This window comes from Trinickia dinghuensis (genome assembly GCF_003367175.1).
In the GTDB taxonomy this organism is placed as follows: domain Bacteria; phylum Pseudomonadota; class Gammaproteobacteria; order Burkholderiales; family Burkholderiaceae; genus Trinickia; species Trinickia dinghuensis.
In genome coordinates this window covers 16,734-42,695 of record NZ_QRGA01000029.1, presented here as the reverse complement: position 1 = coordinate 42,695, position 25,962 = coordinate 16,734, and the positions used below count along the sequence as shown (strand labels likewise).

General features: G+C 63.6%; 16 protein-coding genes. 11 read left to right on the top strand and 5 right to left on the bottom strand.

All coding sequences use genetic code 11. From position 1 onward, the window contains the following. Positions 1-10 precede the first annotated feature (10 nt). From nagA to DWV00_RS32725, 3 genes are all read left to right on the top strand, one after another. A complete protein-coding gene (gene nagA, locus DWV00_RS32735) occupies positions 11-1,111 on the top strand; it encodes an N-acetylglucosamine-6-phosphate deacetylase (protein WP_115537769.1) in 1,101 nt (366 codons plus the stop codon). Next, complete coding sequence (locus DWV00_RS32730) at positions 1,104-2,123, top strand: SIS domain-containing protein (protein ID WP_115537768.1); 1,020 nt, start codon at positions 1,104-1,106, stop codon at positions 2,121-2,123. Before nagA ends, DWV00_RS32730 begins: the two co-directional genes overlap by 8 nt. Before the next feature lie 111 nt (positions 2,124-2,234). Continuing rightward, a complete protein-coding gene (locus tag DWV00_RS32725; protein ID WP_147298033.1) occupies positions 2,235-5,648 on the top strand; it encodes a hypothetical protein in 3,414 nt (1,137 codons plus the stop codon). 297 nt (positions 5,649-5,945) lie between these two features. On the opposite strand, the gene DWV00_RS32720 is transcribed toward DWV00_RS32725, so the two are convergent. After that, positions 5,946-8,192 carry a hypothetical protein gene (locus tag DWV00_RS32720; protein ID WP_147298032.1) on the bottom strand — a complete coding sequence of 749 codons (2,247 nt, stop codon included), beginning with the start codon at positions 8,190-8,192 and terminating at the stop codon, positions 5,946-5,948. 156 nt (positions 8,193-8,348) lie between these two features. Further along, positions 8,349-9,413 carry a Gfo/Idh/MocA family protein gene (locus tag DWV00_RS32710; RefSeq protein ID WP_115537764.1) on the bottom strand — a complete coding sequence of 355 codons (1,065 nt, stop codon included), beginning with the start codon at positions 9,411-9,413 and terminating at the stop codon, positions 8,349-8,351. A 350-nt stretch (positions 9,414-9,763) separates the two neighbouring features. Here DWV00_RS32710 and DWV00_RS32705 point away from each other — a divergent pair, with 350 nt between their 5' ends. Beyond that, entirely contained in the window at positions 9,764-10,984 is a 1,221-nt protein-coding gene (locus DWV00_RS32705) for an MFS transporter (protein WP_115537763.1), read from the top strand. A gap of 104 nt (positions 10,985-11,088) precedes the next feature. Then, positions 11,089-11,862, top strand: coding sequence for an SDR family oxidoreductase (locus DWV00_RS32700; protein ID WP_115537762.1), 774 nt, complete (start codon positions 11,089-11,091; stop codon positions 11,860-11,862). Positions 11,863-11,903: 41 nt separating this feature from the next. Here the strand turns inward: DWV00_RS32700 and DWV00_RS32695 are convergent, their stop codons facing one another. Beyond that, positions 11,904-14,837, bottom strand: a complete 2,934-nt coding sequence (locus tag DWV00_RS32695) for an ankyrin repeat domain-containing protein (protein ID WP_181885657.1) — start codon at positions 14,835-14,837, stop codon at positions 11,904-11,906. A gap of 309 nt (positions 14,838-15,146) precedes the next feature. Between DWV00_RS32695 and DWV00_RS32690 the strand changes: the two genes are divergently transcribed. Both DWV00_RS32690 and DWV00_RS32685 read left to right on the top strand, forming a co-directional pair. Continuing rightward, entirely contained in the window at positions 15,147-16,073 is a 927-nt protein-coding gene (locus tag DWV00_RS32690) for a hypothetical protein (RefSeq protein WP_147298031.1), read from the top strand. A gap of 288 nt (positions 16,074-16,361) precedes the next feature. Then, complete coding sequence (locus tag DWV00_RS32685; protein WP_115537759.1) at positions 16,362-17,366, top strand: lytic transglycosylase domain-containing protein; 1,005 nt, start codon at positions 16,362-16,364, stop codon at positions 17,364-17,366. On the opposite strand, the gene DWV00_RS32680 is transcribed toward DWV00_RS32685, so the two are convergent. Further along, positions 17,308-18,399, bottom strand: coding sequence for an aromatic ring-hydroxylating dioxygenase subunit alpha (locus DWV00_RS32680; RefSeq protein ID WP_115537758.1), 1,092 nt, complete (start codon positions 18,397-18,399; stop codon positions 17,308-17,310). The genes DWV00_RS32685 and DWV00_RS32680 overlap by 59 nt on opposite strands. A 223-nt stretch (positions 18,400-18,622) precedes the next feature. Between DWV00_RS32680 and DWV00_RS32675 the strand changes: the two genes are divergently transcribed. Further along, positions 18,623-18,946 (top strand): hypothetical protein, encoded by a 324-nt coding sequence (locus DWV00_RS32675; RefSeq protein WP_115537757.1) that lies wholly within the window; start codon positions 18,623-18,625, stop codon positions 18,944-18,946. A 71-nt stretch (positions 18,947-19,017) separates the two neighbouring features. Here DWV00_RS32675 and DWV00_RS32670 read toward each other — a convergent pair whose 3' ends face one another. After that, positions 19,018-19,671 (bottom strand): peroxiredoxin, encoded by a 654-nt coding sequence (locus tag DWV00_RS32670; protein ID WP_115537756.1) that lies wholly within the window; start codon positions 19,669-19,671, stop codon positions 19,018-19,020. A gap of 398 nt (positions 19,672-20,069) precedes the next feature. On the opposite strand from DWV00_RS32670, the gene nirB reads away from it, so the two are divergent. From nirB to DWV00_RS32655, 3 genes are read left to right on the top strand one after another with little or no spacing between them, the layout of a single operon-like run. Further along, on the top strand, positions 20,070-22,502 hold the full coding sequence (gene nirB, locus DWV00_RS32665; RefSeq protein WP_115537755.1) for a nitrite reductase large subunit NirB: 2,433 nt from the start codon (positions 20,070-20,072) through the stop codon (positions 22,500-22,502). Positions 22,503-22,521: 19 nt separating this feature from the next. After that, positions 22,522-22,848 carry a nitrite reductase small subunit NirD gene (nirD, locus tag DWV00_RS32660; RefSeq protein WP_115537781.1) on the top strand — a complete coding sequence of 109 codons (327 nt, stop codon included), beginning with the start codon at positions 22,522-22,524 and terminating at the stop codon, positions 22,846-22,848. A 16-nt stretch (positions 22,849-22,864) separates the two neighbouring features. Continuing rightward, positions 22,865-25,615 (top strand): nitrate reductase, encoded by a 2,751-nt coding sequence (locus DWV00_RS32655; protein WP_115537754.1) that lies wholly within the window; start codon positions 22,865-22,867, stop codon positions 25,613-25,615. Positions 25,616-25,962 lie beyond the last annotated feature (347 nt).

Genomic DNA, 25,962 nt, shown 5'->3' with positions numbered 1-25,962 from the left:
AGCATTCACGATGGAAGGAAACATCCTGACTCCGCAGGGATGGGTGCGAGGCCGGCTGCGTGTCGTTGACGGCCGTATCGCCGCGGTGGACGGAACGCCGGCGAATCCGGAAGACAACGCGGATCCCTACGTGCTGCCCGGCTTCATCGACCTGCATATCCACGGCGGAGGCGGCGTCGATTTGATGGAAGGCGCACACTGCATCGACACGATCGGCCGCACTCAAGTGCGCTTCGGCACGACGAGCTTTCTGCTGACGACGATGACCGCGCCCGAGGCTCAAATCAGGACGGTGCTTGCCGGCATCGGCGAGCGCGGCGATGCACGCGCGGCAGGATGCGCACGCGTGCTCGGCGTGCATCTCGAGGGCCCCTACATCAGTCCGCTGCGGCTTGGCGCGCAACCTGACGCGGCGGCTATCGGCACGATGGCCCAGATCCGTGCCTATCTCGAACTGGCACCGATCAAGGTCGTGACGATCGCGCCTGAAATTTCAGGGCATTTGGAACTCATCGAACAACTTGCGGGGCTCGGCCTACGCGTGCAGCTCGGGCATTCGGCCGCGACCTACGACGACGCGTGCCGCGCGCTGCATAGCGGCGCGCGCGGATTCACGCATCTGTTCAACGCGATGTCGGCGATGCATCACCGCGAGCCGGGCATGGTGGGGGCCGCGCTCGCGCACGCCGAATACGCCGAGTTGATCCCGGACTTGCTCCACGTGCATCCCGGCGCCATCCGCGCCGCCCTGCGCGCGATCCCGCGGCTGTATGTGGTGACGGACGGCACGGCGGCCGTCGGCATGCCCGACGGCGCGTACCACCTCGGCGAGCAAAGCGTCACCAAATGCCTCGGCGCCGTGCGTCTTGCCGACGGCACGTTGGCCGGCAGCGCGCTGACGATGGATCAGGCGCTGCGCAATCTCGTCTCGCTGGGGTTCCCGCTCGACGACGTGTCGAAGCGGCTTTCCCTCTATCCGGCGTCGTATCTCGGTCTGGCCGACCGCGGACGCCTCGAACCCGGCGCATGGGCCGACGCGGTCGTGCTCGACCGAAGCCTCATGCTCGCCCGCACTTACGTTGAAGGAGAAGCGATTGTCGATCATGCTTGAAGAAGCGTTGTCGTCGGCGGCCCGTGTAGCGGCCCAGATGAACGACACGCATGGAATCGCCGAATTGGCCGCGCGCCTCGCCACGGACGAACCGCAATTGATCGCCACGGTGGCCCGCGGCAGTTCGGATCACGCGGCGGCCTACTTCGCGCTGCTGTCGATGGTCCATCTCGGCGTCCCCGTGGTGTCCCTGCCGATGTCTGTCGTCACGCTGCGCGCGGCGCCTTTGAGGATGCGCGGCCAGTTCGCGCTCGCGTTCTCGCAATCGGGCAAGAGTCCCGATCTCATCGCGGCCATGCGAGCGCTGCGCGCCGCCGGCGCGGGCACCGCGGCGTTCGTCAACGTGGACGATTCGCCGCTGGGCGCGGCCTGCGAATACGACGTGCCGCTGCTTGCCGGCGCCGAGCACAGCGTCGCCGCCACCAAGAGCTACATCGCGACGCTGACCCGTTCCGTGCAATTGATCGGGCATTGGGCCCGCGCGCGCAACGGCGACACGACGCTGCTGCGCGCGCTGGAAACGCTTCCCGACGATTTGCTGCGGGCCAGCGGCTTGGATTGGTCCGCCGCCGCTTCCGGTCTCGCGTCGGCGGAACGCCTGATGGTGATCGCGCGCGGCCCGTGCTTGCCCGTCGCGCACGAAGCCGCGCTCAAGCTGAAGGAGACGTGCGCGATCCAAGCCGAGTCGTTTTCGAGCGCGGAAGTTCAGCATGGCCCGATGGAGTTGATCGGCCCCGGCTACTCGCTGCTGATCTTCGCCCCGCGTGGCCCTGAACAGTCGGGCATCGTCGAGTTCGCGGCGCGGATGCGCGAGCGCGGCGCCAACGTATGGCTGGCGGCGCCGGCGAACGTGCCCGACGCCGACTTGCCGCTCGTCGAAACGGGCCATCCGCTACTCGATCCGATCTCGGTGGCGATGACGCTCTACGTCATGGTGGACACGCTCGCTCGCGCGCGCCGGCGCGACGTTGACCGGCCGACTTATCTGAACAAGGTGACGGAGACGCACTGAAGCGGCGCGCGGTTCGGAATGCGTGTGCGCGAACGCGAATGGGCCTGCGCATGATCTGAAGGCCCGGCCCTACGATGAATTCCTTTCACCCCCACTCGAAAGGAGTACATCATGCCAGGCCCTTCAGGCATCGGCGGATCCGATGCGGCATCACCGGCGGAAGCGTCGGATCACGTCGTAACGGTACAGGAGGTACAAGGACGCGACGGTAGGCAGGTCGACCCCGAGCAGGGCGATCGGCACCTCCCGGGCAGGTCGCGCCAAACACAGCAAGGCGTGCTGGCGCATATGGCCGAGGAAGTCGGCACTCGGGCGGTACCGCTACGCAAGCAAGCGCACACGACCACCCGCGGGTTCAAGACCACGGGCGAAATCGGCGATTCCAAGGATCCACACATTCGCTCCGCCGGCGATGCTCGATATCCGCGGCAATCGAGCAAAGACACCCGCATAGAAGCAGGCGACGGCCACCCCGCGCTGGGTACCCACCTCCTGCAGACGGCATCCACTAGGCGCGCCGCCAGCCGGCTGGCGCTCGGGCGCAACGAACGGGACAAAGCCATTGAAGAGCGCGACGCCCCGTCTCCGTCGCCCGAGCAGCAAGCGCTCGCGAAACGTTATCGAACCCAGGTCGAGGAGTCCGTATTGCCCGACTTCGCGCCACTGCGGCGCAAGCTCTTCCCGGGGCCGCTAGGCGGCGACACCACCCTGGACGGTAAGGCGCATCGGACGGCAATCGCCGAGTTCGACAAGATAGTCCGCGCGCTCCCGCCGGACACACGATTCGATGTGCTGACAGAGCTTGCCCACGTCTGCGGTCGCACCGACCTCCCGAAAGCGCTGCGCGTCCTGCAAAGGCTGCAACAGCCCCTCGATCTCCGAAGCACGGCACCCGACAGAGACGAGACACGGGCTTGGCGTGTGGCGCAACGCCTATCGCAGATATCCCCGGGCGGCATCAATGGGCTCCTGCACCTTCAAAATCTCCATGACGAACTCCACATCGGCCATCAGACGCAGTCCGGGCGCCTGCTCGTCTTCCTCCAGGCCAGCGCGCTGCTAGCCAACCGCCGTTCCGAACTGGACGCCACGCCGCACTCGGTGCTCTCGTCGGTGTGGACCGCCGAGCAACTCGACCACCAGACCGGCTTTGCATTCGATGCGATCCGCACGGCAGTGAACCTCTCGACGGGTCAAACCAAGGAGCAGGCCTGCACGCCACAGGAATTCGCCGCGTTTCGCACTTGGCAGTGGGGTGCGCGTTCGCGCGGCCCGGACTCTCCATTCGAGCGGGGCGCTAACCTGACCCTGCACTCGCTCCGGGAACTCATTGCCTCGAGCGAGGCGGACCAGTCGGCTAACGAGCGCGTGAACGACAGCTTTCAATTCGGAACGAAATTGCTGTCGTGGCCGATGGCGAAACTGAGCCAGTACTACCGAACGATGAGCCATATCGTCGGCGCCGAGCACCCCGCTCCGTTTCAGCCGCAGCGTGGCCTGATGGGCACCGACCTCGAGCTGCTCGAAGACCGTCAATATCAATACGACACCGTGTTGATCGCCGCGCGCAGCGGATTGATCGGGCATCTCGAGCGCAGTCTGCCCGATCTCGACGGACGGCAACTTCATGAGAGCGCGCTCGTGCTGGCCGGCCTGCATGCCTGGCAGCATGCCCACCCCAACCCTTCCGCGCCGCGGCCCGAGACGTTCGACGCGCGCGAAGACCGCCCCGGTTCGTTCTCGGTCGACGCCGCCGGCGCCCGGCAGATATGGGAAGACGCACGCCGTATCGTCGCGGATCTTTCCGGTAACCGACCGCAAAGCCCAGCGGTCGCGGGCGCGCTGGCGCGATTCACCGACGCCGAGCGCGGGCGGTTCGTCACTCAATTGGCGAAGCAGCGCGAGCCGTTCAGTGCCGCCACGCTGCAAGCGTGGACTAACCGCTCGGACGTGCGCGCAGCGGATCCCGAAACGGCGGAGGCCTTCGAGGACACGTTCACGCACTTGAACAAGATGGCCAACTCCCCCGGCGTGCGGCTCGACACGATATCGGCGCAGAATCTGCTGCGCCAGTGGAAGGACGTGGCCGATACGAACTCGCGAGGGCTCGCATTCAACGCGTCGGATGGCACTGCTTACGGGGTGCAGGGATTCATGGTGCTCGCCGAACGGCCGGTCGGGATCGCGGTGCAAATCACCAAAGGCAAACAGTACGGTTACAGCATCGGGTCCGACAACAGCGGATTCCAAATTGCGTTCACGCAAAGCAATACTGAGACTTTCGTTCCGGGAGCCAGCTACGTCGGCAACCAGGCGATCCCCACCGGCTCGTCCGTCATTCCCGATGTCAGCTTCGGCTATACGGGCGGCGGCTCGCTAGCCGGGAATCACGGACATACCGAGGCAGCTGTATTCCGCGCCACGCTCGAGCCTCGTTCTCTCGGCGGAAAGCCCCTCGACGACGAGATATGGCGCAGCCACGGCAAGGAAATGGCCGACGCCTTATTCGCCTCCGTCGATGCCGCGAACAACGGACGCGAGTTCATCGAGGAATTCGCTTGGCGCACGGCCGACAATCCGCGCATCGCGATGCTGACCCGCGAGAGTTCGTCGGCCGACGGGCGGCTGAACGTCTCGCTGAACGGCAATGTTCGCGCAACGATGTCGAGCCTCGAGAACCCGCCGGCTATCGGGCTGTTCGGCGGCGTGACGGGCACGACCATGATCCGCGGCTCCAACACGGTCGAAACGGGCGAATTCCCGATCGTCAACGTCGATACGGAATACCGATCCTTCTTCACGGGCAGCGTCAGCATGGGGCTGTCGATGCCGGGATTCGCCTTGCTCGAGCATGCCGGCCCCGACACCCCGCACTCGGCACCCTTCACGCTGGCAGGCAAATCGTGGGACTTCGCGCGCGTGGGAACGACATCGAACGTGTACTACGCTCGCGACAGTCGCGGCATCGTTCCGCGGCTGGTCCTTTACGACACCTACTATCGTGACTTCGGATCGTGGAAAGAGGCGGTGCTCAAAAATCCCGAGTGGATCGACGGCTCCAGCAAGGAATTCCTCGAGCAACTGTTCGACGAAGCGCTGCGCCAATCCGACGGATCGATCAGCTGGGGGATTCGTACCGGCCTCAATCCGGCGCCACGGGAAAAGCTCGAGGCACAACTGAACACTTACCTGAGCGCGCTGGACCGCATCGGCCAAGAAATGCGCGCGAATCCGTCCGACGGGAAGCTCGCCGAACTGTCCGCCAAGCGTACCGAGATCCAGGCCGGCTTCAGCGAACGCATCATGCGCGAAGGCGCACGGCGGCCCGTTGCGCTGTTCGGGCTGGCCACGGCGGGGCAAACGGCATCGACCGGTCCGGCGTTCCTCGGGCGTGCGACGAGAGAGCAGCAGGAAGTCGGAAACAGTCTTCAGTTCCTTTACCTGCACCGCGGCATTCTCAACGAGGTAGCGGCGTCGACGCGTGCGTTCTCCGAACCGGAAACACAGGAAGCCGCTCAAGGCTGACGCAACCGATCGATCGGGAATCAAAGCGCTGCGCGACCGGAGTCGCGCGGCGCTTCTTTTTTGTCTTGCAGGGCACGCTCACTGGTAGGCAAGCGCTACCGATGGGTTCCTACGAACAACGAAGACCGGCGTGGTCCACCGCCATAAAGCAGTATTCGCACGAACGAGTGCGGTTCGCGGTGCATAACGAAAAAGCGGCAGAACCCATGATGCAGGGGTCCTGCCGCCTCATTGGGCACAGTGCGACGGCACACCGTGCGTTGAGCATTGCGCCGGGCCAAGCCCGGCATCGGGTGTTCAGAAGCCCGTCGTCAAAGCTTCGCCGTAGTGCTCCTTGAGGCGAGCGATGTTCCGGCGGAGTACGTCGGGCTCGGAATACGCGGCGTTGTCGAACAACGTGCGCGCCTCGCTCAACAAGACCACGTTGCCGGCATGCAGACGCTGTTGGCCGTTGCCCATATTCCGGGTCAGCCAGTCGTTGTCCTTCAGTGCATGGACGAACTGGCCGAAGTTGTCGAACCGATGCGAATTTTCGTCATCCTTTGCGGTGAGCTTGATCGAGATCGGCGTGGCGCGCACCCGGCTGGTGCTTCGGCTACGGCCATCGGAGCCTCCAGCCGGCGGCTCGATCGCGTTTTCCAGATGCTCGAGCCCTTGGAACACCATCTTGATGACGTGCAAATTGGCCTTCAGCAGCCCCGATTGGCGCAACGTCTCCTCTTCCTGGCTCAACCGCTTGCTGGTCGCCATTTCAGCGCTACCCGCACCGGTACGTCCGGCCAGCAGGTCGTGCGTCTGCTGAACATAGCTCGACGGATCGGCGATCGCTCCCATCATCTTCTCCATCGTGCCCGCCTCCGCCGTATATTTTTGCCCGGCCTCGCTCGACGTTTTTCGAATATAGGCGTCGAGGTTGTTGGAGAACATATCGTCGACGACATGCGCTTGGACATGTTGATGGGTTGCCTCGTCGCGTTCGAGGTAATCGACATTGGCTGCCTGCTCGTTGTGCCCGGCAATCGGGAAGACCATCAGGTTCGCCTTCGAGCCCCCCGCCTTGTGAAGGTATGCGAACTCTCCCGTGGTACCCGCCCCGGCCACCGTTACCCCGTCGCCGTCGGCGAGGTAGCCCGCATGCAAGGCGTTCGCACCGTGGATCGCCTTGGCGCCGCAGAAAATGAACAGCGTTTCCTCGTAGCCTTGCTTGTCGTTTCGAACGGCTTCGTTGATCTGCTGGGCAATCCGGTTCGTGTTCTTATGCGCATAGACGTACACGACGTTTTTCACTTCCGAGGCGCTGCGCAAGTCGGGGTTGACGATGATCCCCTCGAAATTCGGAGCGTTCAGGTTGCCGGCATCCGGCACCTCCGCGCGCTTGCCGTGTTCCAAGACATAATCCACGACCCTGTTGCGCGCCTGTTCTTTCGTCATGCCCGGCGTGATACCGAAAGTTTGGGCTGAATTCACCATCTCCGAAAGCGTGTTCTTCGCACCGAGTTCGATGTGGGACACGTGCTCGCCCGTACCGCCGAGCACCTTCGCGAGCAGCGACTTCTCGGGGACCATGTCGAGTTCGGGGTTCTCGGCGTTGAGGAGAATCGCGTGATTTTGCTGATCGACACGATGTTCGTCCGGCACGCCCAAATTCTTCGCGGCTTTCTGCAGGTATGGATCCATGTCGGTCAGCACGCGCACTTTCGAACCGAACGCAGCCCCTCCGATCGTGTTGTGCACGGAGGTCATCAACTGCTTCGCCGAAATGACAGGGATACGCTTGAACGATTCCCCATCGCTACTGTAAGACCTGGCCTCGGTAATGCTTCCAATCGTCGCGCCGTTGATCTGCTGCCGGCGGTCGTTGGCCAACAGTCTCGGCGCCGGCGAATCGTTGCGCTTCGGGTAGGTGGCGAAGCGCTCGATGATCTTCGCATCGTCCGACCCTCCTGTCCTCGCATCGAGGTACCCGTACACCGATTTGTCGGCTTGCGCCACGATCACATGGATCCCGTTTGCCTTCAACTTGGTGGCCAAGGTATCGAGCGATCGCGGCCGGTCGCGCCCCATCCACTGTTCCGGAATATGCATGACGACGGTACTTCCCGGCTTCAATGTCCCCTCGTCGACACTCTTGTGCACGACGTTCAAGAGTCGATCGGTATGGCCGCCGCCCGTCGGCGAATAGCCCATCATCAAGATCTGAGCATCGGCATTGGCCGCCGACGCCTTCAACGCGGAGGTAATCTCGCGGCTCGACGCCGTTTCTCCACGCGGCGTCTCGTCAGCCGGTTTCGAGCGCTTCGCCGTAACCGATCCGCTCGGAAGCCGTGTTCCTTTAGCGGATCTGTCCACGCCGTCGGACCCGCCGGACCCACCGGTCCGGCGGGTCCGACTGCTTGCCGGCGTTTCGATGATCCCTCCGAATGCGCCGTTGCTCGGGGGTATCGAACTCTTACGCAAGGCCTTGTTTTCCTTATCCGCATCCGGAGACGCCACGTCGTGCAAGTCGACCGAAACCGCGGTAGGAAACTTTACGGGCATGTTCATGATGATTTTTCTCACAAGGATTAGGTGAGGTTTCATCATGGACGCCGGCACCCTCCCCTACCGGCGCGGGACGAACTTTGGACCGTGGATGCGAAGGCACTGCCGTACGTGAAATCGGCTGCGCTTCGTGAAGGCGACATCCGCCTTCGACGTAGTTCACAGGTCGACCGCCCGCTTCTCCCGCCGGCTTTGCTCGGCCGCGAACACGATTTCGAGCGACCGCAGCGCATCCACGTAATCGCGCTCCAAATCGCGGTTCTCGCGAATCGCGGCGGCCAGGTAGCGTTGCTCGCGTGCGCACAACTCGTAGTGGCCCGGTTCGTTCGTCATCGACAACCATTCGTCGTCGCCGGCGAAGTTTCCGCGCGAATCGAGCGTGGCCGAATGCATGCGAATGCTGCCCGTCTTCGTGTGCGTGTCGACGTCGGCCGACTTCGAATCGGGCGGAAGCAAGATCGAAACGGCGCCGCGCGGGCCGACGACGTCCTTCACGAAGCAGGCTGTCTCGGACAACATGGGCCCCCAGCCGGCTTCGTACCAGCCGAGCGAGCCGTCTTCGAACACGACCTGCAGATGGCCGTAGTTGACCTGATCGCCCTCGAGTTCGCTCGACAGGCGCAGCCCCATGCCGCGCACCTGAACCGGGCGAGAACCCGCGATGCGGCACATCACGTCGACATAGTGAATGCCGCAATCCACCACGGGCGACGTCGATTCGAGCAAATGTTTGTGGATGGCCCAGGCGCTACCGCTCGATTGCTGGTTCAGGTTGAATCGCATCACGTAGGGTGGCCCTACCTCTCTCGCACGGTCGATGAAGGCTGACCATGACGGGTGGTGCCGCAAGATATAGCCGACCACGAGTTTGCGCGAACGGCGCCGTGCCGTCTCGATCACCTCCCGCGCATCGGCCAGGTTCGTCGCTAGCGGCTTTTCGACGAACACGTGCGCGCCGGCCTCCATTGCGCGAATCGCTAGTTCCGCATGCGTCGGTGCATAGGTACAGATCGCCACGACGTCCGGCTCGAGCGCAAGCAATGCATCGACGCTGTCGAATCTCGGGTAACCGGCCAATGTATCCGGCAGCTGCACCGGCAAGCGGTCGTGCAGTCCGACGATCTTGTAGCCTGGATCGTCGTGATAGGCAAGCGCATGCGAGCGGCCCATCTGGCCGAGACCGATCACGACCGCGCGCAGCGGCCGATTTGCAGAGGCATTCATGCTTGAACTCCAGAGATGTTTATCGTGTGCGAAGCGCGGCGAAACACGCGAGCCCGATACACTCGGTCTTCATTGCGAATAATACCTTTTTAATACCATATCAATTTCGATCGTCGCTGTAAAGCGTGACAAAACGATGATGACGATGTGTCCAAACACACCGCAGTCATCCTCTCGACGTCGAAAAAAGCACTATAAATTTCGGCTGAATTCGAATCCGCGTATAGCTTTCCGCTTCATCCCCAGCTGATATCTCTCGCTCAGGCCGGGCGATCGCCGACCAAATCGAACTTGCCACACGTCCTCATTTGGCATTTAATTGGACTTCTTTTGGTATTTTATAGGTCTCGATGCGCTCACCCATTTCGAACGTGCGACCACACGTACACGCGTCGCGCGCCCTTCAGTGGCTGATGGCCGCTTCCGGGGGCTTGATCATGGCGAACCTCTACTATGCGCAGCCGCTGGCCGGTTCGATGTGCGCATCGTTCGGTGTACCGATCGACAGCGCCGGGTTGCTGACGACCGTTCCGCTCGGTGCGTACGGCGTGGGCTTGCTGACGATCGTGCCGCTCGCGGATCGGATCGACAACCGCACCCTCGTGCTCGCGCTCACCACGCTCGTCATCGCCTGCACGCTGTTGTCGAGCACCGCGCGCAACCTGCCCGCCTACTTGTTGGCCGCGGCCTTGCTCGGCGTAGCCGCCACCGCCGTGCAGGTCCTCGTGCCGTATTCGACTTATCTCGTGGCACCGCACGAGGCGACGCGAGCGGTCGGACGCGTCGTCAGCGGCGTCATGCTCGGCATCATGGCCGCGCGTCCCGCCGCCAGCCTCATCGCGAGCTTCTCCGATTGGCGCGGGGTATTTCGCTGCTCCGCCGCCGTCCTCGCCGTGGTATTGATCGTGCTCGCCGCGGCGCTGCCGGCAAGGCAACCGTCCGATACAGGGTCAAGATTGTCGTACGGGGTCTTGATGAAGTCGCTGCTGCGCATCGTCGCGCGCGAACCCGTGCTTCGTCTGCGGGCCGGATGTCACGGGTGCATGTTCGGCGCATTCGCCACGTTCTGGACTGCCGTGCCGCTGTGGCTCATCGGTGCGCCGTTGCGAATGTCTCAGGCGGAAGTCGGCTGGGTTGGCCTAGCTGGCGTGGCCGGCGCGCTCGCGCCGCCGATAGCCGGACGCATCGCGGCGAACAAAGGCCCGCGCGCCGCGCGAACCATGATGCTCATCGCTGGCGGTGCTTTCGCGTTCAGTGTGCCGGTGACGCTTGCAACGCATGCCGGCAGCACCGCGATCGCCTGCGCGATGGCGGCCGTGGGCGTGGCGCTGGACTTCGCGGTTGCCTCTCACCTGGTGCTGTGCCAGCAAGCCATCTACGCGCTTGCCCCACGTGAGCGCAGCCGCGTCAATGCGATATTCATGGCGAGCTTTCTGATGATCGGCTCCGTCAGTTCCGCACTGGCCGGCTGGCTATTGGCGAAATTCGGCTGGGACGCCGTGGCGGCGCTGGGCGCCGGGCTGCCGCTACTCGCATGGATGATGTCGCAGCACGGGACAGTCCGGCAATAGCCCCTAAGTTTCAAGCCATCGAAACACGACGCGTCGCGCATCGTCCTTCGCGTTTTGTTCTTCGGTGTATCCCGTCTTCGGGTTGACTGCAGAAAGGAGTTCTCATGGAACGAGTCGCACTGATCACCGGCGCGTGCGGCGGCATCGGCGGCGTGCTATGCCATCGCTTCGTCGCCGAGGGCGACACCGTGATCGCGCTGGATATCGATGGTCCCGGGCTGGAAGCCCTCGCGCGGGACGTTTCCGCGCCACGCATCGTCCTGCGGCAGGTCGATCTTCGCGATGCGACCGCCGTGCGCGACGCCGTCGCGTCGGCCGTTGCCGCGACGGGGCCAGTCGACGTTCTCGTCGCGAACGCGGGCGGCGCGCGCGGCATGACGCTCAAGAGCACCGACCCGGCAAGCTGGCAGCACGACGTCGAGCTGAACCTGAACGCCGTCTACCACGCGGTGGAGGCCGTGCGCGAATCGATGATCGAACGCCGCGGCGGCGCCCTGGTGTTGATCGGCTCCGTGAATGGCGATGCCGCCTTGGCCAATCCGGCCTATAGCGCCGCGAAAGCGGGCCTCGTCAATTTCACGAAATGGCTCGCGCTCGAACTCGGCCAGTACGGCGTGCGTGCGAACATCGTGTGCCCGGGCACGGTGAAGACGCCGGCATGGCAGGCCCGCATCGACAAGAATCCGGCGCTGTTCGACGCCCTGCTCAAGTGGTACCCGCTAAGAGATTTCGCCACGCCGGACGACATCGCCGATGCTGTGCTGTTCCTTGCGTCGCCGCGCGCGCGTTCGATCACCGGCGTCGCGCTGCCGGTGGACTGCGGTTTGATGGCCGGCAACCGCCTGATGGCCCAGGAGATCACGCTGGAGCCGCTTTAGCCGGACGCACCGATGCACCGCCCCATCGACGCCCGCCCTCATCATCCAAGCGCCCGCGTGAGCTGCCTCATGATCGCGCCCGACCGCAATTGCTCGGCGAGCGAAAACGCCGTCTCGCCGGCCCTCGAGCTATTCGCCGGATCCGCGCCGGCGGCGAGCAGGGCGCGGACCGCGGCCCCCTTGCCGGCTTCGACGGCATACATCAACGCCGTCCACCCCTCGGCATCGCGTTGATTCACATTGACGCGATAGGTCACGAGCGTCGCGATCGAATCCGTTACGCCGTTCGCGGCCGCACGCATCAATGCCGATCGCCCGTCCGGATTGCGTGCGTCGATTTCCGCGCCCACCAGCAGCAGCGGCTCGATCGAACGGGGCGATTTCTCCGCGGCAATCATGAGCGGGGTCTCCCCGCGCACGCTCTTCTTCGGATCGGCGCCGCCCGTCAGCAACGCGCGGAGCACGCCCGGCTTATCGCAACTGCTCGCCCAATACACCGGCGTCCACCTGCTCGAGGGTGAACGCAGATTCACGTTTGCACCGCCTTTCGCAAGCGCGACGATTGCCTCCTCATGTTCCCCTTGGACCGCGATCCAGAGGGCCGTCGCTTCACGCTCGGGATGCGGGATGCCCTCGGGGTTGGCCCCGGCGGCCAGCAGGAACTCGATCACGTGCGCGTGACCGCCTCGCGCGGCTAGCGAAAGCGGCGTGTAGCCGTTCATGGCCGGCCTCTCGAGATCGTGCGGATATCGCACTAGAGCCTGCACCGCTTCGAGCTTGCCCTGCATCGCTGCCATGTGCAACGCAGTCGTTTGCTGGTAGTTCTCGATGCTTGGATCCGCGCCGGCCTGGATCAGCGCATCGACCCGCGACGGCGTGGCGCTTGCCGCCAAGATCAACGCGGTGTTTCCGTCCATGTTTTGAAGGTCAAGTCGCACGCCGATCTTCAACGGCTCACGGTGGCGCGGGCTGATGCGTTCGTAGCGCAACGTCAGCAGGACGTCGATCGTCTCGGCATGCCCTAGGAGAGCTGCCGACATCAAAGGCGTCTGTCCTTTGTTGTCGGCCACGTCGAACGGCGCGCCGAAGTCCGCCAGATATTTGACTATCCGGGCGTGCCCCGCCCTGGCCGCCAGATATACCGCGTTGCGGCCGCTATTGTCGATCGCCGCGAGCTGGCTACGGCCGGTCATGGGGAGATTGCGTGCCAGCGGCGCATTGAGCAGCGCCCGCACGGTATCCATATGCCCCGACTGCACCGCGAGCATCAGCGGAATCCGCCATTGATCGTTTTCGGAAACCAGCACCTCCGGATTGCCCCTGAATTCATGAACGAGCTTTCCGACCAGTTCACTCATACCGTGTTGCGCGGCCCAATGCAATGGCGTGTTGTTCGCACGGTCACGGCAGTCGTACGCTTGCACATAAGGCAACAACGCATGCGCCAGCGCGCTGTCGTCGTTTTCGATGGCGCGCTTGAAGGCGGCCCGCAACTGCGCCGTGGTGCAGGTCGTCACGACTCGGCCGACGACTCGTTCGAGCAGCATATCCTCGCCCGACGGCACCGCCTCGCGATATCGACGCACGGTAGGCGAGGCCAGGGCATCCAACAATTGCGCACGCGAGTGATGGGCTATCAAGGCGTTGAACACCGTCTCCGCGTCGAACTGTGCGAGCTGTGCCGGATCCGACGTATTTTCGATCGCCTCCAAAACCAGTCGAGGAATACGCCTCAGTTCGTTTGTTTCCACATCCGCGACTCGTACGGGACGATACTGCGGCGGCCCGTTGGGCACGCGAGTCTTGATATAGAACGCCTCGCGATGAGCCGTCTTGAGCACGGAGTCGGGCGCATCGCTGTCTCGCGCCATCTCGCGGAACTTGAAGGGCTGAATCGCTTCGGCCGCGCGCAGATTGCGCGCGATCTGCCGAAACAGCAACGCTTTGCTATCGATCACCGTATAGACATCGGGACCACCGGGGCCGTGGTATTCGTTGACGACGATGGCCGCGCCGATACCGCCATAGTTCTTTTCGTGAACCGCCTCGAGTTCTTGGGTATAAAGTTGATGGACCTTGTAAGCCTGACCTTCGTCAAGAGGCCCTTCGTACTCTTCGGGCGAGAGCTTGCCGCGCAGCATGTCGCGAATCGACTCGAAGCAATCGTCGGCCAACTCGCGAATGACCTCGTAGGGCGTCATCTTGTGCGCGATCGCGGCGCTGCACCGGCGTACCCGCTCTTCATCGATATGGGGAATTCTGAACTCGTCTTTACGCGGTGCCACATGGTATTCGTCCGCCAGTGCGTTCCGGTATTCGTTGACGTAATGAACTTCGCTGCCTTCATATCCGCGGTCGAGTTTATGAACGTTCCGGCAATAAGCCGTCACGCATTGATCGAACATGCTTTCCCATTTGGCACGCAGCGCGCTGTCGACACCTCCCGCATTGAGCCGCAGCGTCTGGGCCGTCATCACGAGGTTCGATCCGGCACCGGGTCCGCATACCACGAGGCCGCGCGCGAGTTCGGCGATCGTGTCGATTCTCGTATCGAGCGGAATGGAGTCATTCTCGACGTCGCGCAGGATAGAGTCGAACGCAAGCTTGCCGTCGCCGTCGACCACGCCGAGCGTGGTCGAAAAATCGCCAGCTTTGCGTCGCTGCTCGAATTCCTCGAGATTGCGGATCGCCGTTTCCGCCGAAGCCGGTTCGGATTTTTCGCGCAGGAATTTCGCCAATTTTCGAATGCCGACGCGATATTGCGACGTCACTTTGCCGTGCTCGCGTGAACCGATATAGGCACTGACGTCCGGAAACCGATGAAATCCGGCCGGCGTCAACGTACCGTGGGCGCCTTCGGCGAAATGAACCGGCACGACCGGTCTGCCGTGGTGCTCGTACGGCGAGGTGTGTTCGTCAACCACCGGTTCGTAGAACCGTTCGGAAAATTCGATCTTCGAAGAGACTGCGACCATGAGGGTTGAGTGTCCGGTTGAGGTGAGCCGCAAATATCGATGTCGCCGCATCGCGTGCCTGGCAGGCAATTTAGCGAAGCACCCGTCTCGGCAATCGCCGGATGCGCAACAGCGTTTCGCAAAGCGAATCGCGAAGAATGACTCCCCCGGGCGCGGGGATCACCACGTCCGATACGTACGGATCTTCGCGCCGGTTCGGCTTTCATGACTGAGATTCGCATCGAGCGTCCGCGGACCGGCCATGGGGCTCACGATTGATTACGAGGCGCCATTCGCGCCCGCCATTTCAATCGACAGTCAGGAGAAATCATGAGGCCACTCTCATCGGACGCCGGTCAGCTCGCCCATACATTGGCCGAGGAAGGCCTATCGCTCTCGGACATTACGGCGCAAGTCAATCGAGCGCGGCCGGGTAGGCGCTATTCGCCCGATGATGTCCAACGTGCACTGACGAGCCATTCGTTTCCATCGAGACCTGCCGCTTTGGAAAGCCTCGCTCCATTCGCGGCATCGCGCAACGGTGCCGCAGGCGCTGGACCAGGCAGCGCACACACCGCGCGCCTCTATTACCCGAACACCGCACGTCACCGCGCCCCCGCGAGCCAAGATCAAACTGCCGCACGCCTGCACGAATTGACCGCGCAGGCGACGAACATCCAAAACGCTCAGATCGTTCACCGAGATTTGAAGGCGTTCCTGAGCAGAGACGGAATGCTCGGTGCGTCGACGATGGGGCTTCATACGGAAGCCGATCGAGCACGTGTGGAAGAAGCGGATGAGGAAGTGCTCGCGAGCCGCGATTGGACGGTGTACGACAACTTCACCGATTCCCAGGCAGCGCGCGAAAGCATGGCCCACAATTGCCATGAACAAAGCATCCTGGCACGCGACGAATTGCGTCGGCACGGTATTCCGGCGCTGATGCTCGAACTCGCGGTGGATGTGCACACCACGGTGATCTTTCACGTCGGCGGACAACGGCTCGAGCCGAACGCGCTTCCCAATGATATGCGCACGTGGGATCGGCATCTCCATGTCTACGATCCCTGGTCGAACCTGGCGCCCATGCCGGCACGCGACTTTCCCGACGCGTTCCGGCAGCGCATGAACGACCTGGCCGCGCAAGGGTACTGGGTCCGCTACAACAACGGAAAAGTAGCCCCGAACGATCCGAACTGGCTCAATGCGGTGCTGCTCGGCACAAAACGGTCCAGCGAAGACGGGATGAGCGACTAACGCGCCCTAGCCGTCGACGGGGACTCGGGCGAAGGCAAAACCACCGCTCAAGTCCCGGCCGCCTCCATTCGCATCCCATGTCGCGGCTTCGCCCCCCTCTGCGCGTCCAATCTAGCCTGTCGCTACGCTTCCATGCACCGGCCCGCATCCCGCGCTACGCGCGCTCCGGCGCAAACGCCCCGGAGAAAGCGCGAGCGCATCGGCATCGGGCCGAAAGAGGACCTTGCCTCCTCGGTCCTCGCTACAGCCACGCAACCACGAACAGCGGTCACTCAAGGGAAGAAAGCGATGAGCATAGGAAGCCTTGGCCTCGATCCGTCGTATATGAACGATTTCGATCTCGAATTCGAGCGGCAGGAGCCGGAGAGCGGATCGGATATGTCGTATATCGACTATATCGAGCAATCCCTCGAGAAGGAGGACAAGCTGCTCGAGCGACTCGAACAATGGAGCGAGCAACACGAGCTGGGGGGCTGTCCGACGCCGGGCTGGGGCGACGAATGCCCACCGTGCGGCTGGGGCGAGGGGCACGTTCATCTGCATGGCGGCGAGCACGACTGCGAACATGGCCATGATCACGAACATGAACATGAGCATGAACGCGACCACGATCACTGCCATGACCACGGCGGCGAATCCCCCTTCGAAACTCCCTTCGACTATCAGGACACGTCCGTATGGTTCGGCAACGGCGAGTACGCGCCGCCGAAAGAAGCGCCGCCCGTCTACAAGCAGCCCGACCAATTCCACGTCGACACCGTGGTTCACACGAGCCCGGCGCCGGCCACCCAATCGCCTCAGGTTACGAGCGGCAAATACACGAGCAAGGACCTAGGCACACTGCCGCCTGCTCTCCAACCGTACCGCGAAGACATCCTGGATGCCGCGAACAAGTCGGGCGTGCCCCCGAACGTGCTGGCCGCGCAGATCTATCAAGAGTCGCGCGGACAGATCCACGCGGGTTCGACGAACCAGGTCACGGGCCTGACCGATGCGGGCCTGATGCAGGTCGACCCGGCCACGTTCACTGCACTGCGCGCGCAGCATCCCGACCTGGGGCCGAATCTCGACGATCCGGCCACCAACATCCTGGCGGGCGCGTACTACGACGAGAGCATGTACCAGAAGTTCGGCAGCGTTCCGCTGATGCTGCGCGCCTACAATTCCGGGCCGAACGGTGTCGACGTGAACGATCCCAATGCGATACCCGCCGGCGTAGGCGATCCGAACTACGTCACGCATGTGTTGCAGTTCGCGACCGACATTCAATCGGGATCGCCGCTGCCTGCCTAAGTTTAAGTTCGTCGGCCAGCTTATGCTCCATGATCCGGCGCGCTCGGATGGCCGCGCCGTCGATCGACAGCATGACGGGGTTTGCGGCCCAGAAATCGCCGCCGCCGAGCGCGCGCTGCTGTGCTTCGAGCATCGGCAAGTCCTCCTGCTTGAATGGCGTCATCAACCCGTGCACGGCATATTCGACGAGCGTGCGCGCCGCCTCGCCCATCGCCTTGGGCAGACCGAACGCGAAGAAGTAGTGCGTCGACGCTTCGGTTTCCGGCGTCAGAAAATGGCCCGAGAACGACACGCGGCCGCATTCGGGCGGCATGCCGGCAGGCGCGACCCCCACCTCGATCGACAGGAGCCCCGGCGCATTCCAGCGGACGTTCAGCCGGCGATCGACCGCTGTGCCCGCGGGCATGCCGTACGCGCTGCCGACGAACGCCTGCAACCGTTCGCCGCGGCATAGACGGCGCGACCAAACGGTGTCGCCGGCTTGTTCGAACGTCGCGGCGCCGTTCGCCGCCATCTGCTCGCTGCCGAGCGTTTGCGGATGCAGGAACTGAAAGTGGCTCAGATCGAGCAGATTGTCGGCGCTCAATTGATAGTGCGCCTTGGTCAGCAAATAGCCGCTGCTCGTTTCGTGATGGCGCTCGTCGAGATAGTCGAACGAAGGCAACGCCACCGCATGCGCGCGCTCGGGTTCGCCCATCCAAATCCAAACGGCGCCGTAGCGCTCCATGAGCGGATAGGATGCGGCACGAGCGGCCGGCGGAATGCGGCCATCGCCGTGCGGATTGTGCACGCATTGACCTGTTCGATCGAAACGCAGCCCGTGATAAGGACATTCGATCGCGTCGCCGCGTACCTTACCGCCCGATAACGGAGCGAAGCGATGCGGGCACCGGTTCGAAAGCGCCACGCCCGCGCCGCGCGAGTCGCGAAAGAAGACGATCGACTCGCCGAGCAACGTACGCTGCACGGGCTCCTGCGCGTTCAATTCGCGGCTCCACGCCGCGACGTACCAGGCGTTTCTCAGAAAAGGCATCGAGGAGTCCCTGTCGAATGCGTCATCGAACGCTCGACATGCCCGCCGCGAGCATGGGCTTCGATGCGTTCTAGAGGAGTCTAGCGATGGCGTATCCCTGCCACGCAGTGCGCGGCGAATGCGTCGCCTTCAATGCGAAGCGCACCACATCCGACCGCAGCGTCTAGCGCGCCTATGCGCAACGGCGCTACACTCGGGACATATATCGCGCGGAGACGCAACCATGACCGACATCGATCCCGAGCGGACTTTCCGCGGGCTTCCGCTCACTCCGGAACAAGACGCGGAAATCCGGCATTACATCAAGGTTTGCAAGCAGCACGGCAAGCCTTGGGATACGCCTGAGCTCGAAGCGATGTTGCAAGACATGCTCGAGCCGCCGGGCGAGGATGATGCCGAAGAGGATTTCGACCCTAACTTCGGAAGTGCCCGCACCGCGGCCGAGCGCGCGCAGTTTTCCGTCGAGGACGAAATCAACCCGATCGAAGCGTCTGAGGAATGGCACGCCGCAATCGAATCGGAGACGATGAAGCGGCTGGATCATTGAATTGAAAATGCCGGTGCGTTAAACCGCCGAGACGGCCCGACACACCGGCACCCTTTCGCATGCCGTTGCCGTTACTTCGGCTGCGCCACCGTGCGCAGATACGGCTTGAGCGTCTTGAACCCTTGCGGATACTTCTTCTTGGCGTCGTCATCGGACACCGACGTCGGGATGATGACGTCGTCGCCCGGGTGCCAGTCGGCCGGCGTCGCCAAGCCGTGTCCGGCGTTCACCTGCAAAGCATCGACCAAGCGAAGCACTTCGTCGAAGCTGCGGCCCGCGCTCATCGGATAGATCAGCATCGCCTTCACTTTCTTGTCGGGACCGACGATGAACACCGAGCGGATCGTGGCATTGTCGTTCGCCGTGCGCGTACCGCCGCTTGCGTTCGGGTGGATCATGTCATACATCTTCGACACGACCAGGTCTTGATCGCCGATGACCGGAAAATTCACCGCGTGCCCTTGCGTTTCCGCGATGTCGCCAACCCATTTCTTGTGATCGCTGACAGGATCGACGCTCAGACCGATCGCCTTCGTGTTGCGCTTGTCGAATTCGGGCTTCAAGCGCGCCACGCTCCCCAACTCGGTCGTGCAAACCGGCGTGAAATCCTTCGGATGCGAGAACAGAATCGCCCAGCCGTCGCCGATCCACTCATGGAACTTAATGGTGCCTTCTGTGGTTTCAGCGGTGAAATCGGGCGCGACGTCGCCGATGCGGATGGTCATGGTCAAACCTCCTCGGTTAACTACGTTGGCAAACATGGAATCCGTTTGGTGCAAGCCGCTTGCGCAAGCGTGCATCGCACGGGATGAGTTGAAGTAGGCTCCGAATTATAGACCCCGATGCCCCCCGCCATCGGTCAACAACGCACCGAAGCGGACGCCGTCGCGCCGAACGGGTGCGGCGCGCGCGGTGCACTGCACTGCTGCAGTGCCACATGATGGTGCAGCGCCCACTTCGAATCACCCTCATATTCTCGCAAAGGCCCGCCGGTATTGGCTACCAAGCCGTTGGCATAAGCTTTGCATAGATGTCGGCCGTACAGGCAACTGCGTTGTGAAGCATGCAGCGCAACGCGAAACCTCAACGGCTCAAGAATCAAGGATCAAGGAGTAACCCCACGATGAACGCGCCCCGACTCGTCGTTATCGGCAACGGCATGGCCGGCATCCGCACGATCGAAGAACTGCTCGCGCTCGCGCCGAACCATTACGACATCACGGTGTTCGGCGCCGAGCCGCATCCGAACTACAACCGGATCCTGCTCTCGCCCGTGCTCGCCGGCGAGCAGACGTTCAACGACATCGTGCTCAATCCGCTCGAATGGTACGAGCAGAACGGCATACGCCTTCATCTGGGCAAGACCGTTTCGCATATCGATCGCAAACAGCGCGTCGTCAAGACCGCCGACGGCATCGAGGCCCCCTACGACCGTCTGCTGATCGCAACGGGGTCGCAGCCGTTCATTCTGCCGGTGCCGGGCGCCAAGCTCAAAGGCGTGATCACCTATCGCGACATCGGCGATACGCAAGCGATGATCGATGCGGCCGAGGTCAAGCGGCGCGCGGTCGTGATCGGCGGCGGCCTGCTCGGGCTCGAAGCGGCCAACGGCCTGAAGCTGCGCGGCATGGACGTGACCGTCGTGCATTTGGCGTCGACGCTGCTCGAGCGGCAACTCGACGAAAATGCAGGACGGTTGCTGCAGCGCTCGCTCGAAGCGCGCGGCTTGCAGTTCATGCTGTCCAAGGCGACCACCGAAATCGTCGGCAACGAGGCCGGCGAAGTCGCGGGCGTGCGCTTCAAGGACGGCAGCGAGATCGAAACGGACCTCGTGGTCATGGCCGCCGGCATTCGCCCGAACACCACGCTGGCCGAAGGGGCCGGGCTGCACTGCGATCGCGGCATCGTCGTGAACGACACGCTGCAGACCTACGATCCGCGCGTCTATGCGGTGGGCGAGTGCGTCAGCCATCGCGGCGTCGCGTATGGCCTCGTCGCGCCGCTGTTCGAACAAGCCAAGGTCTGCGCGAATCATCTGGCATTGATGGGTATCGGCAGCTACAAGGGCTCGGTGCTGTCGACCAAGCTCAAGGTCACCGGCATCGATCTGTTCTCGGCGGGCGATTTCGTCGGCGGCGAAAACACCGAACAGATCGTGCTGTCGGATCCCGCGAGCGGGGTCTACAAGAAGCTCGTCATCGAAGACGATCGTTTGGTCGGGGCTTGCCTGTACGGCGACACGGCCGACGGCGCCTGGTATTTCAAGCTGCTGCGCGAGGGCCGCAAGCTCGGCGAGCTGCGCGATCGTCTGATGTTCGGCGAATCGAGCATCGGCGACGTGGGCGTGCAAGGCCACAACCGCGCGGCTTCGCTCGCGGATTCCGACGAAGTCTGCGGCTGCAACGGCGTCTGCAAAGGCACGATCGTCAAAGCCATCACCGAAAAAGGGCTCTTCACGCTCGACGAAGTCAAGAAGCACACCAAGGCCGCGAGTTCCTGCGGTTCGTGCTCCGGCCTCGTCGAACAGATCTTGATGAGCACGGTCGGCACGAGCTTCCAAGAAACGCCGAAGATGAAGGCGATCTGCGGCTGCACCGACCGCACGCACGACGAAGTGCGCAAAGCCGTGCGCGAGCACAAGCTGCTCACGCATCGCGCCGTCTACGATTTCCTCGAATGGCGCACGCCGAACGGATGCGCCACGTGCCGCCCCGCCATCAACTACTACCTCGTATCGACGTGGCCGCGCGACGCCGTGGACGATCCGCAAAGCCGCTTCGTCAACGAACGCGTGCACGCGAACATTCAGAAGGACAACACGTTCTCCGTCGTGCCGCAGATGAAGGGCGGCGTGACGACCCCCGACGAGCTGCGCCGCATCGCCGATGTCGCCGACAAGTACCAGATTCCGATGGTCAAGGTCACGGGCGGGCAGCGGATCGATTTGCTCGGGGTGAAGAAGGAAGACCTGGTCAACGTATGGAAGGACCTCGGCATGCAGTCGGGCCATGCCTACGGCAAGTCGATCCGCACGGTGAAGACGTGCGTCGGCAGCGAGTTCTGCCGCTTCGGGACGCAGAACAGCACGCAAATGGGCATCGATCTCGAGACGATGCTCGCGAACATGTGGTCGCCGCACAAGGTCAAGCTCGCCGTCTCCGGCTGCCCGCGCAATTGCGCCGAGGCCGGGATCAAGGACGTCGGCGTGATCGCGGTCGATAGCGGCTGGGAGCTTTACGTCGGCGGCAACGGCGGGATCAAGACGGAAGTCGCGCAATTCCTGGTGAAGGTCAAGACGGCCGAGGAAGTGAAGGAATACACGGCCGCGTTCCTGCAGCTGTACCGAGAGGAAGCGCACTACCTCGACCGCACCGTCCACTACATCGATCGCGTGGGGCTCGACTACGTCAAACGCAAGATCGTCGAGGACGCCGCCAGTCGCCGCGCGCTCTACGAACGCCTGCTCTACTCGCTCGAAGGCCTGCCCGATCCGTGGAAGGCCCGCGTCGGCGGCCAGCACGAGCGCGAATACATCCCGCTCAAAGTCATCGCTTGAGGTTACCGAACAGATGGATATGACGATTTCCCCCGCCTCCACGTGGACGCACGTTTGCAGCGTCTCCGACATCCCGCGACTGGGCAGCCGCGTCGTCAAGCGCGACGACGGCGACGTCGCCTTGTTCAGGACTGCCGACGATCAGGTCTTCGCGCTGCACGACCGCTGCCCGCACAAGGGCGGCGCCCTCTCGCAGGGCATCGTTCACGGCAAGACGGTGACGTGCCCGCTTCATAGCTGGAACATCGCCCTCGAAACGGGCGAAGCCTGCGCGCCCGACGATGGCTGCACGATGCGCTTTGCCGTGAAGGTCGAAGGCGAAGCCGTGTTCGTCAACCTCGCATGACGGAGGCTGCGTCGTCATGAAGACCGTCACGCGTTCTACGTGTTGCTACTGCGGCGTGGGCTGCGGCGTGCTCATCGAAGCCGAGGACGGCCGCGTGACGGGCATTGAAGGCGATCCCGATCATCCCTCCAACTTCGGCAGGCTCTGCACGAAGGGCCGCTCGCTGCCCTTGACGATGGCGGGCCATGCCGGCCGAGCCTTGCATCCCGAAGTTCGACTCACGCGCGAGTCCGCGCGCGAGCCGGCCGAGTGGCCCGACGCACTCGATTACGTCGCGGCGCGTTTTGCCGACGTAATCGAGCGCGACGGTCCCGACGCCGTCGCGTTCTATATTTCCGGGCAGCTCCTGACCGAGGACTACTACGTCTTCAACAAGCTGGCGAAGGGGCTGGTCCGCACCAACAACATCGACACGAACTCGCGCCTGTGCATGTCGAGCGCGGTGACCGCGTACAAGAAGTCGCTGGGCGCCGACGGTCCTCCGACATGCTACGAGGATATCGAACTCGCGCACACCGTCCTCTTCGCGGGCAGCAACATGCCCTACGCCCATCCGGTGCTGTTCCGGCGCTTGGAGGAAGCAAAGGCGAAGGATCCCTCGATCAAATGGATCGTCGTCGATCCGCGCCGCACCGACCTCGCGGCGCTGGCCGACCTGCATCTCGCGATCGCGCCGGGCACCGACGTCGCGCTGTTCAACGGCATGCTGCACCATATGATCTGGGAGGGATCGATCGATCCGGCCTACATCGCCGCGCATACGAACGGATTCGACGACCTCAAGGCGCTGGTGCGCGGCGATACGCCGAGCATGGCGGCGGAAATCTGCGGCATCGCCGAAACCGACTTGCTGCAAGCGGCCGAATGGTTCGCGGCCAGCCCCGCCGCGCTGTCGCTCTACTGCATGGGCCTGAACCAGTCGAGCCACGGTACCGACAAGAATCTCGCCCTCATCAATCTGCATCTCGCCACCGGCCAAATCGGCAAGCCCGGCGCGGGGCCGTTTTCGCTCACGGGCCAGCCCAATGCCATGGGCGGCCGCGAGGTCGGCGGCATGGCGACGATGCTCGCCGCGCATCGCGACATCGGCAACGCCGAGGATCGCGCGCAAGTCGAAGCGTTGTGGGGCGTCGGCGCGGGCGAGTTGTCGGCACGCCCGGGACTGCCGGCGGTCGACATGTTCGATGCCGTCGCCGAGGGAAAGATCAAAGCGATTTGGATCGCCTGCACGAATCCGGTTCACTCGATGCCCGACATCGAACGCGTGCGCCGCGCCCTGCGCACGGCCGAGTTCGTCGTCGTGCAAGAGGCCTTCGAGCAGACCGACACCGTGCCCTACGCCGACGTCTTGCTGCCCGCCTCGAGCTGGGGCGAGAAGTCGGGTACCGTCACCAACTCCGAGCGCCGGATTTCGCGCGTGCGCGCCGCTGTCGAGCCGCCGGGCGAGGCACGCCCCGACTGGTGGATCGCGAACGAGGTCGCACGCAGGCTTGAAGCACGCTTGTCCCCCCGTCAAAGGCATGGCAACGAGCAGAGCGATGGGAACCACGACGGGAGCGGCAACGCCCCCTCCTTGTTTCCGTTCGCATCGGAGCAAGACGTCTTCGACGAGCATCGGACGCTCACCGTCGGCCGCGATCTCGACATCGGCGGGCTCTCCTATGAGCGGATCGAAAACGACGGCCCGCAGCAATGGCCGTTTCCATCGGGCGCGGCAAAAGGTTCGGCGCGCCGCTACACCGACGGCCTATTCGCCACCGTCGACGGCCGCGCGCGCTTCCACGCGACCCGCTACTTGCCCGTCGCCGAACCGGCCGATGCGCGCTATCCGTTCCGCCTGCTGACGGGACGCCTGCGCGATCAATGGCACGGCATGAGCCGCACGGGCCGCGCCGGCGTCCTCTTCAACCACGCGCCCGAAGCCGCGCTGTCGATTCGCCGCGAGGACGCGGCACGCCGTGGCCTGAAGGACGGCGACCTCGTCACGGTGGCGAGCCGCCGCGGCCGGCTCGTGCTGCCGCTCGAGACGACCGAGGATTTGCCGCCCGGAACCGTGTTCGCGCCGATGCATTGGAGCGGCCAGTTCCTCGACAGCGGCGGCATCAACGAAGCGACGATCGGAGCGGTCGACCCCGATTCGAAGCAGCCCGAACTCAAGCACGCGGCCGTGCGCATCGAAGCGGCGAAGCTGCCCTGGCGGCTCGTCGCCGCCAAGCGCGGCGACGTACTGGCACTGCGCGCGGCCGTGCAGCCGCTGCTTGCCGAACGGCGCTACGCGTCGATCCGCGTCGAAGCCGACGATCTGCTCGTCGTCACGGCGGCCGATATCGATGCCGACGTGCCCTGGACCGAACGCTTGCACGATGCGCTGGGCTTGGCCCGCGGCGACGATCTGCTCGAATACCGCGACGCGCGCCGCGGCCGCGCGCAGCGCGTCGCTTGGGATGCGGAACGCGTCGATGGCTTCTTGCTGACCGGAGAAACGAGCCCCGCCGCGGCACTGATCGACCAAATACGTACGGGCGCGCCATGGGAGGGCCCGCGTCACGCCATCGTGCTGCTCGGCGGCGACGGCCCTCAGCGCGCTCGCGCGCCAAGAGATCGCGTGGTCTGCAATTGCAAGCAAGTCACGCAATCGCAGATCGAGCAAGCGGCCGCAAAGGGCGCGGCGCTCGACGAATTGAAATCGACCCTCGGCTGCGGTACCGTTTGCGGCTCATGCGTCCCCGAAATCAAGCGGCTGCTGACCGCGACGACGCCCGCTTAGCGGCCGCAAGATAGACCGCAAGATAGCGAGAGACGCCGGGCGGCCGCTCGGTGCTTCGCGCTGCGTTTCGCTCGCCACCTCTACTAGAAAACCGCTCGTGCGCGATACGTTGCAAACGCGGATGCAAACCCGGTTGCAAACGCGCGAAGAATGCCGGAATTGGGCCGGTATTAGGCCGGTTAAAATCCCACGCCGAATATTCCATTCAATCGCCCGGTTATAAGCTTATAACCGGCAACCGTTCGACTACCTTGCGGTCGCGCCCCGGCGGCCCGCTCCCCATCGCCTCCTCCACGCTTATAGCGAAGATTTGCGGTTTCGCTACAACGGTACCGCTCATTGCGATG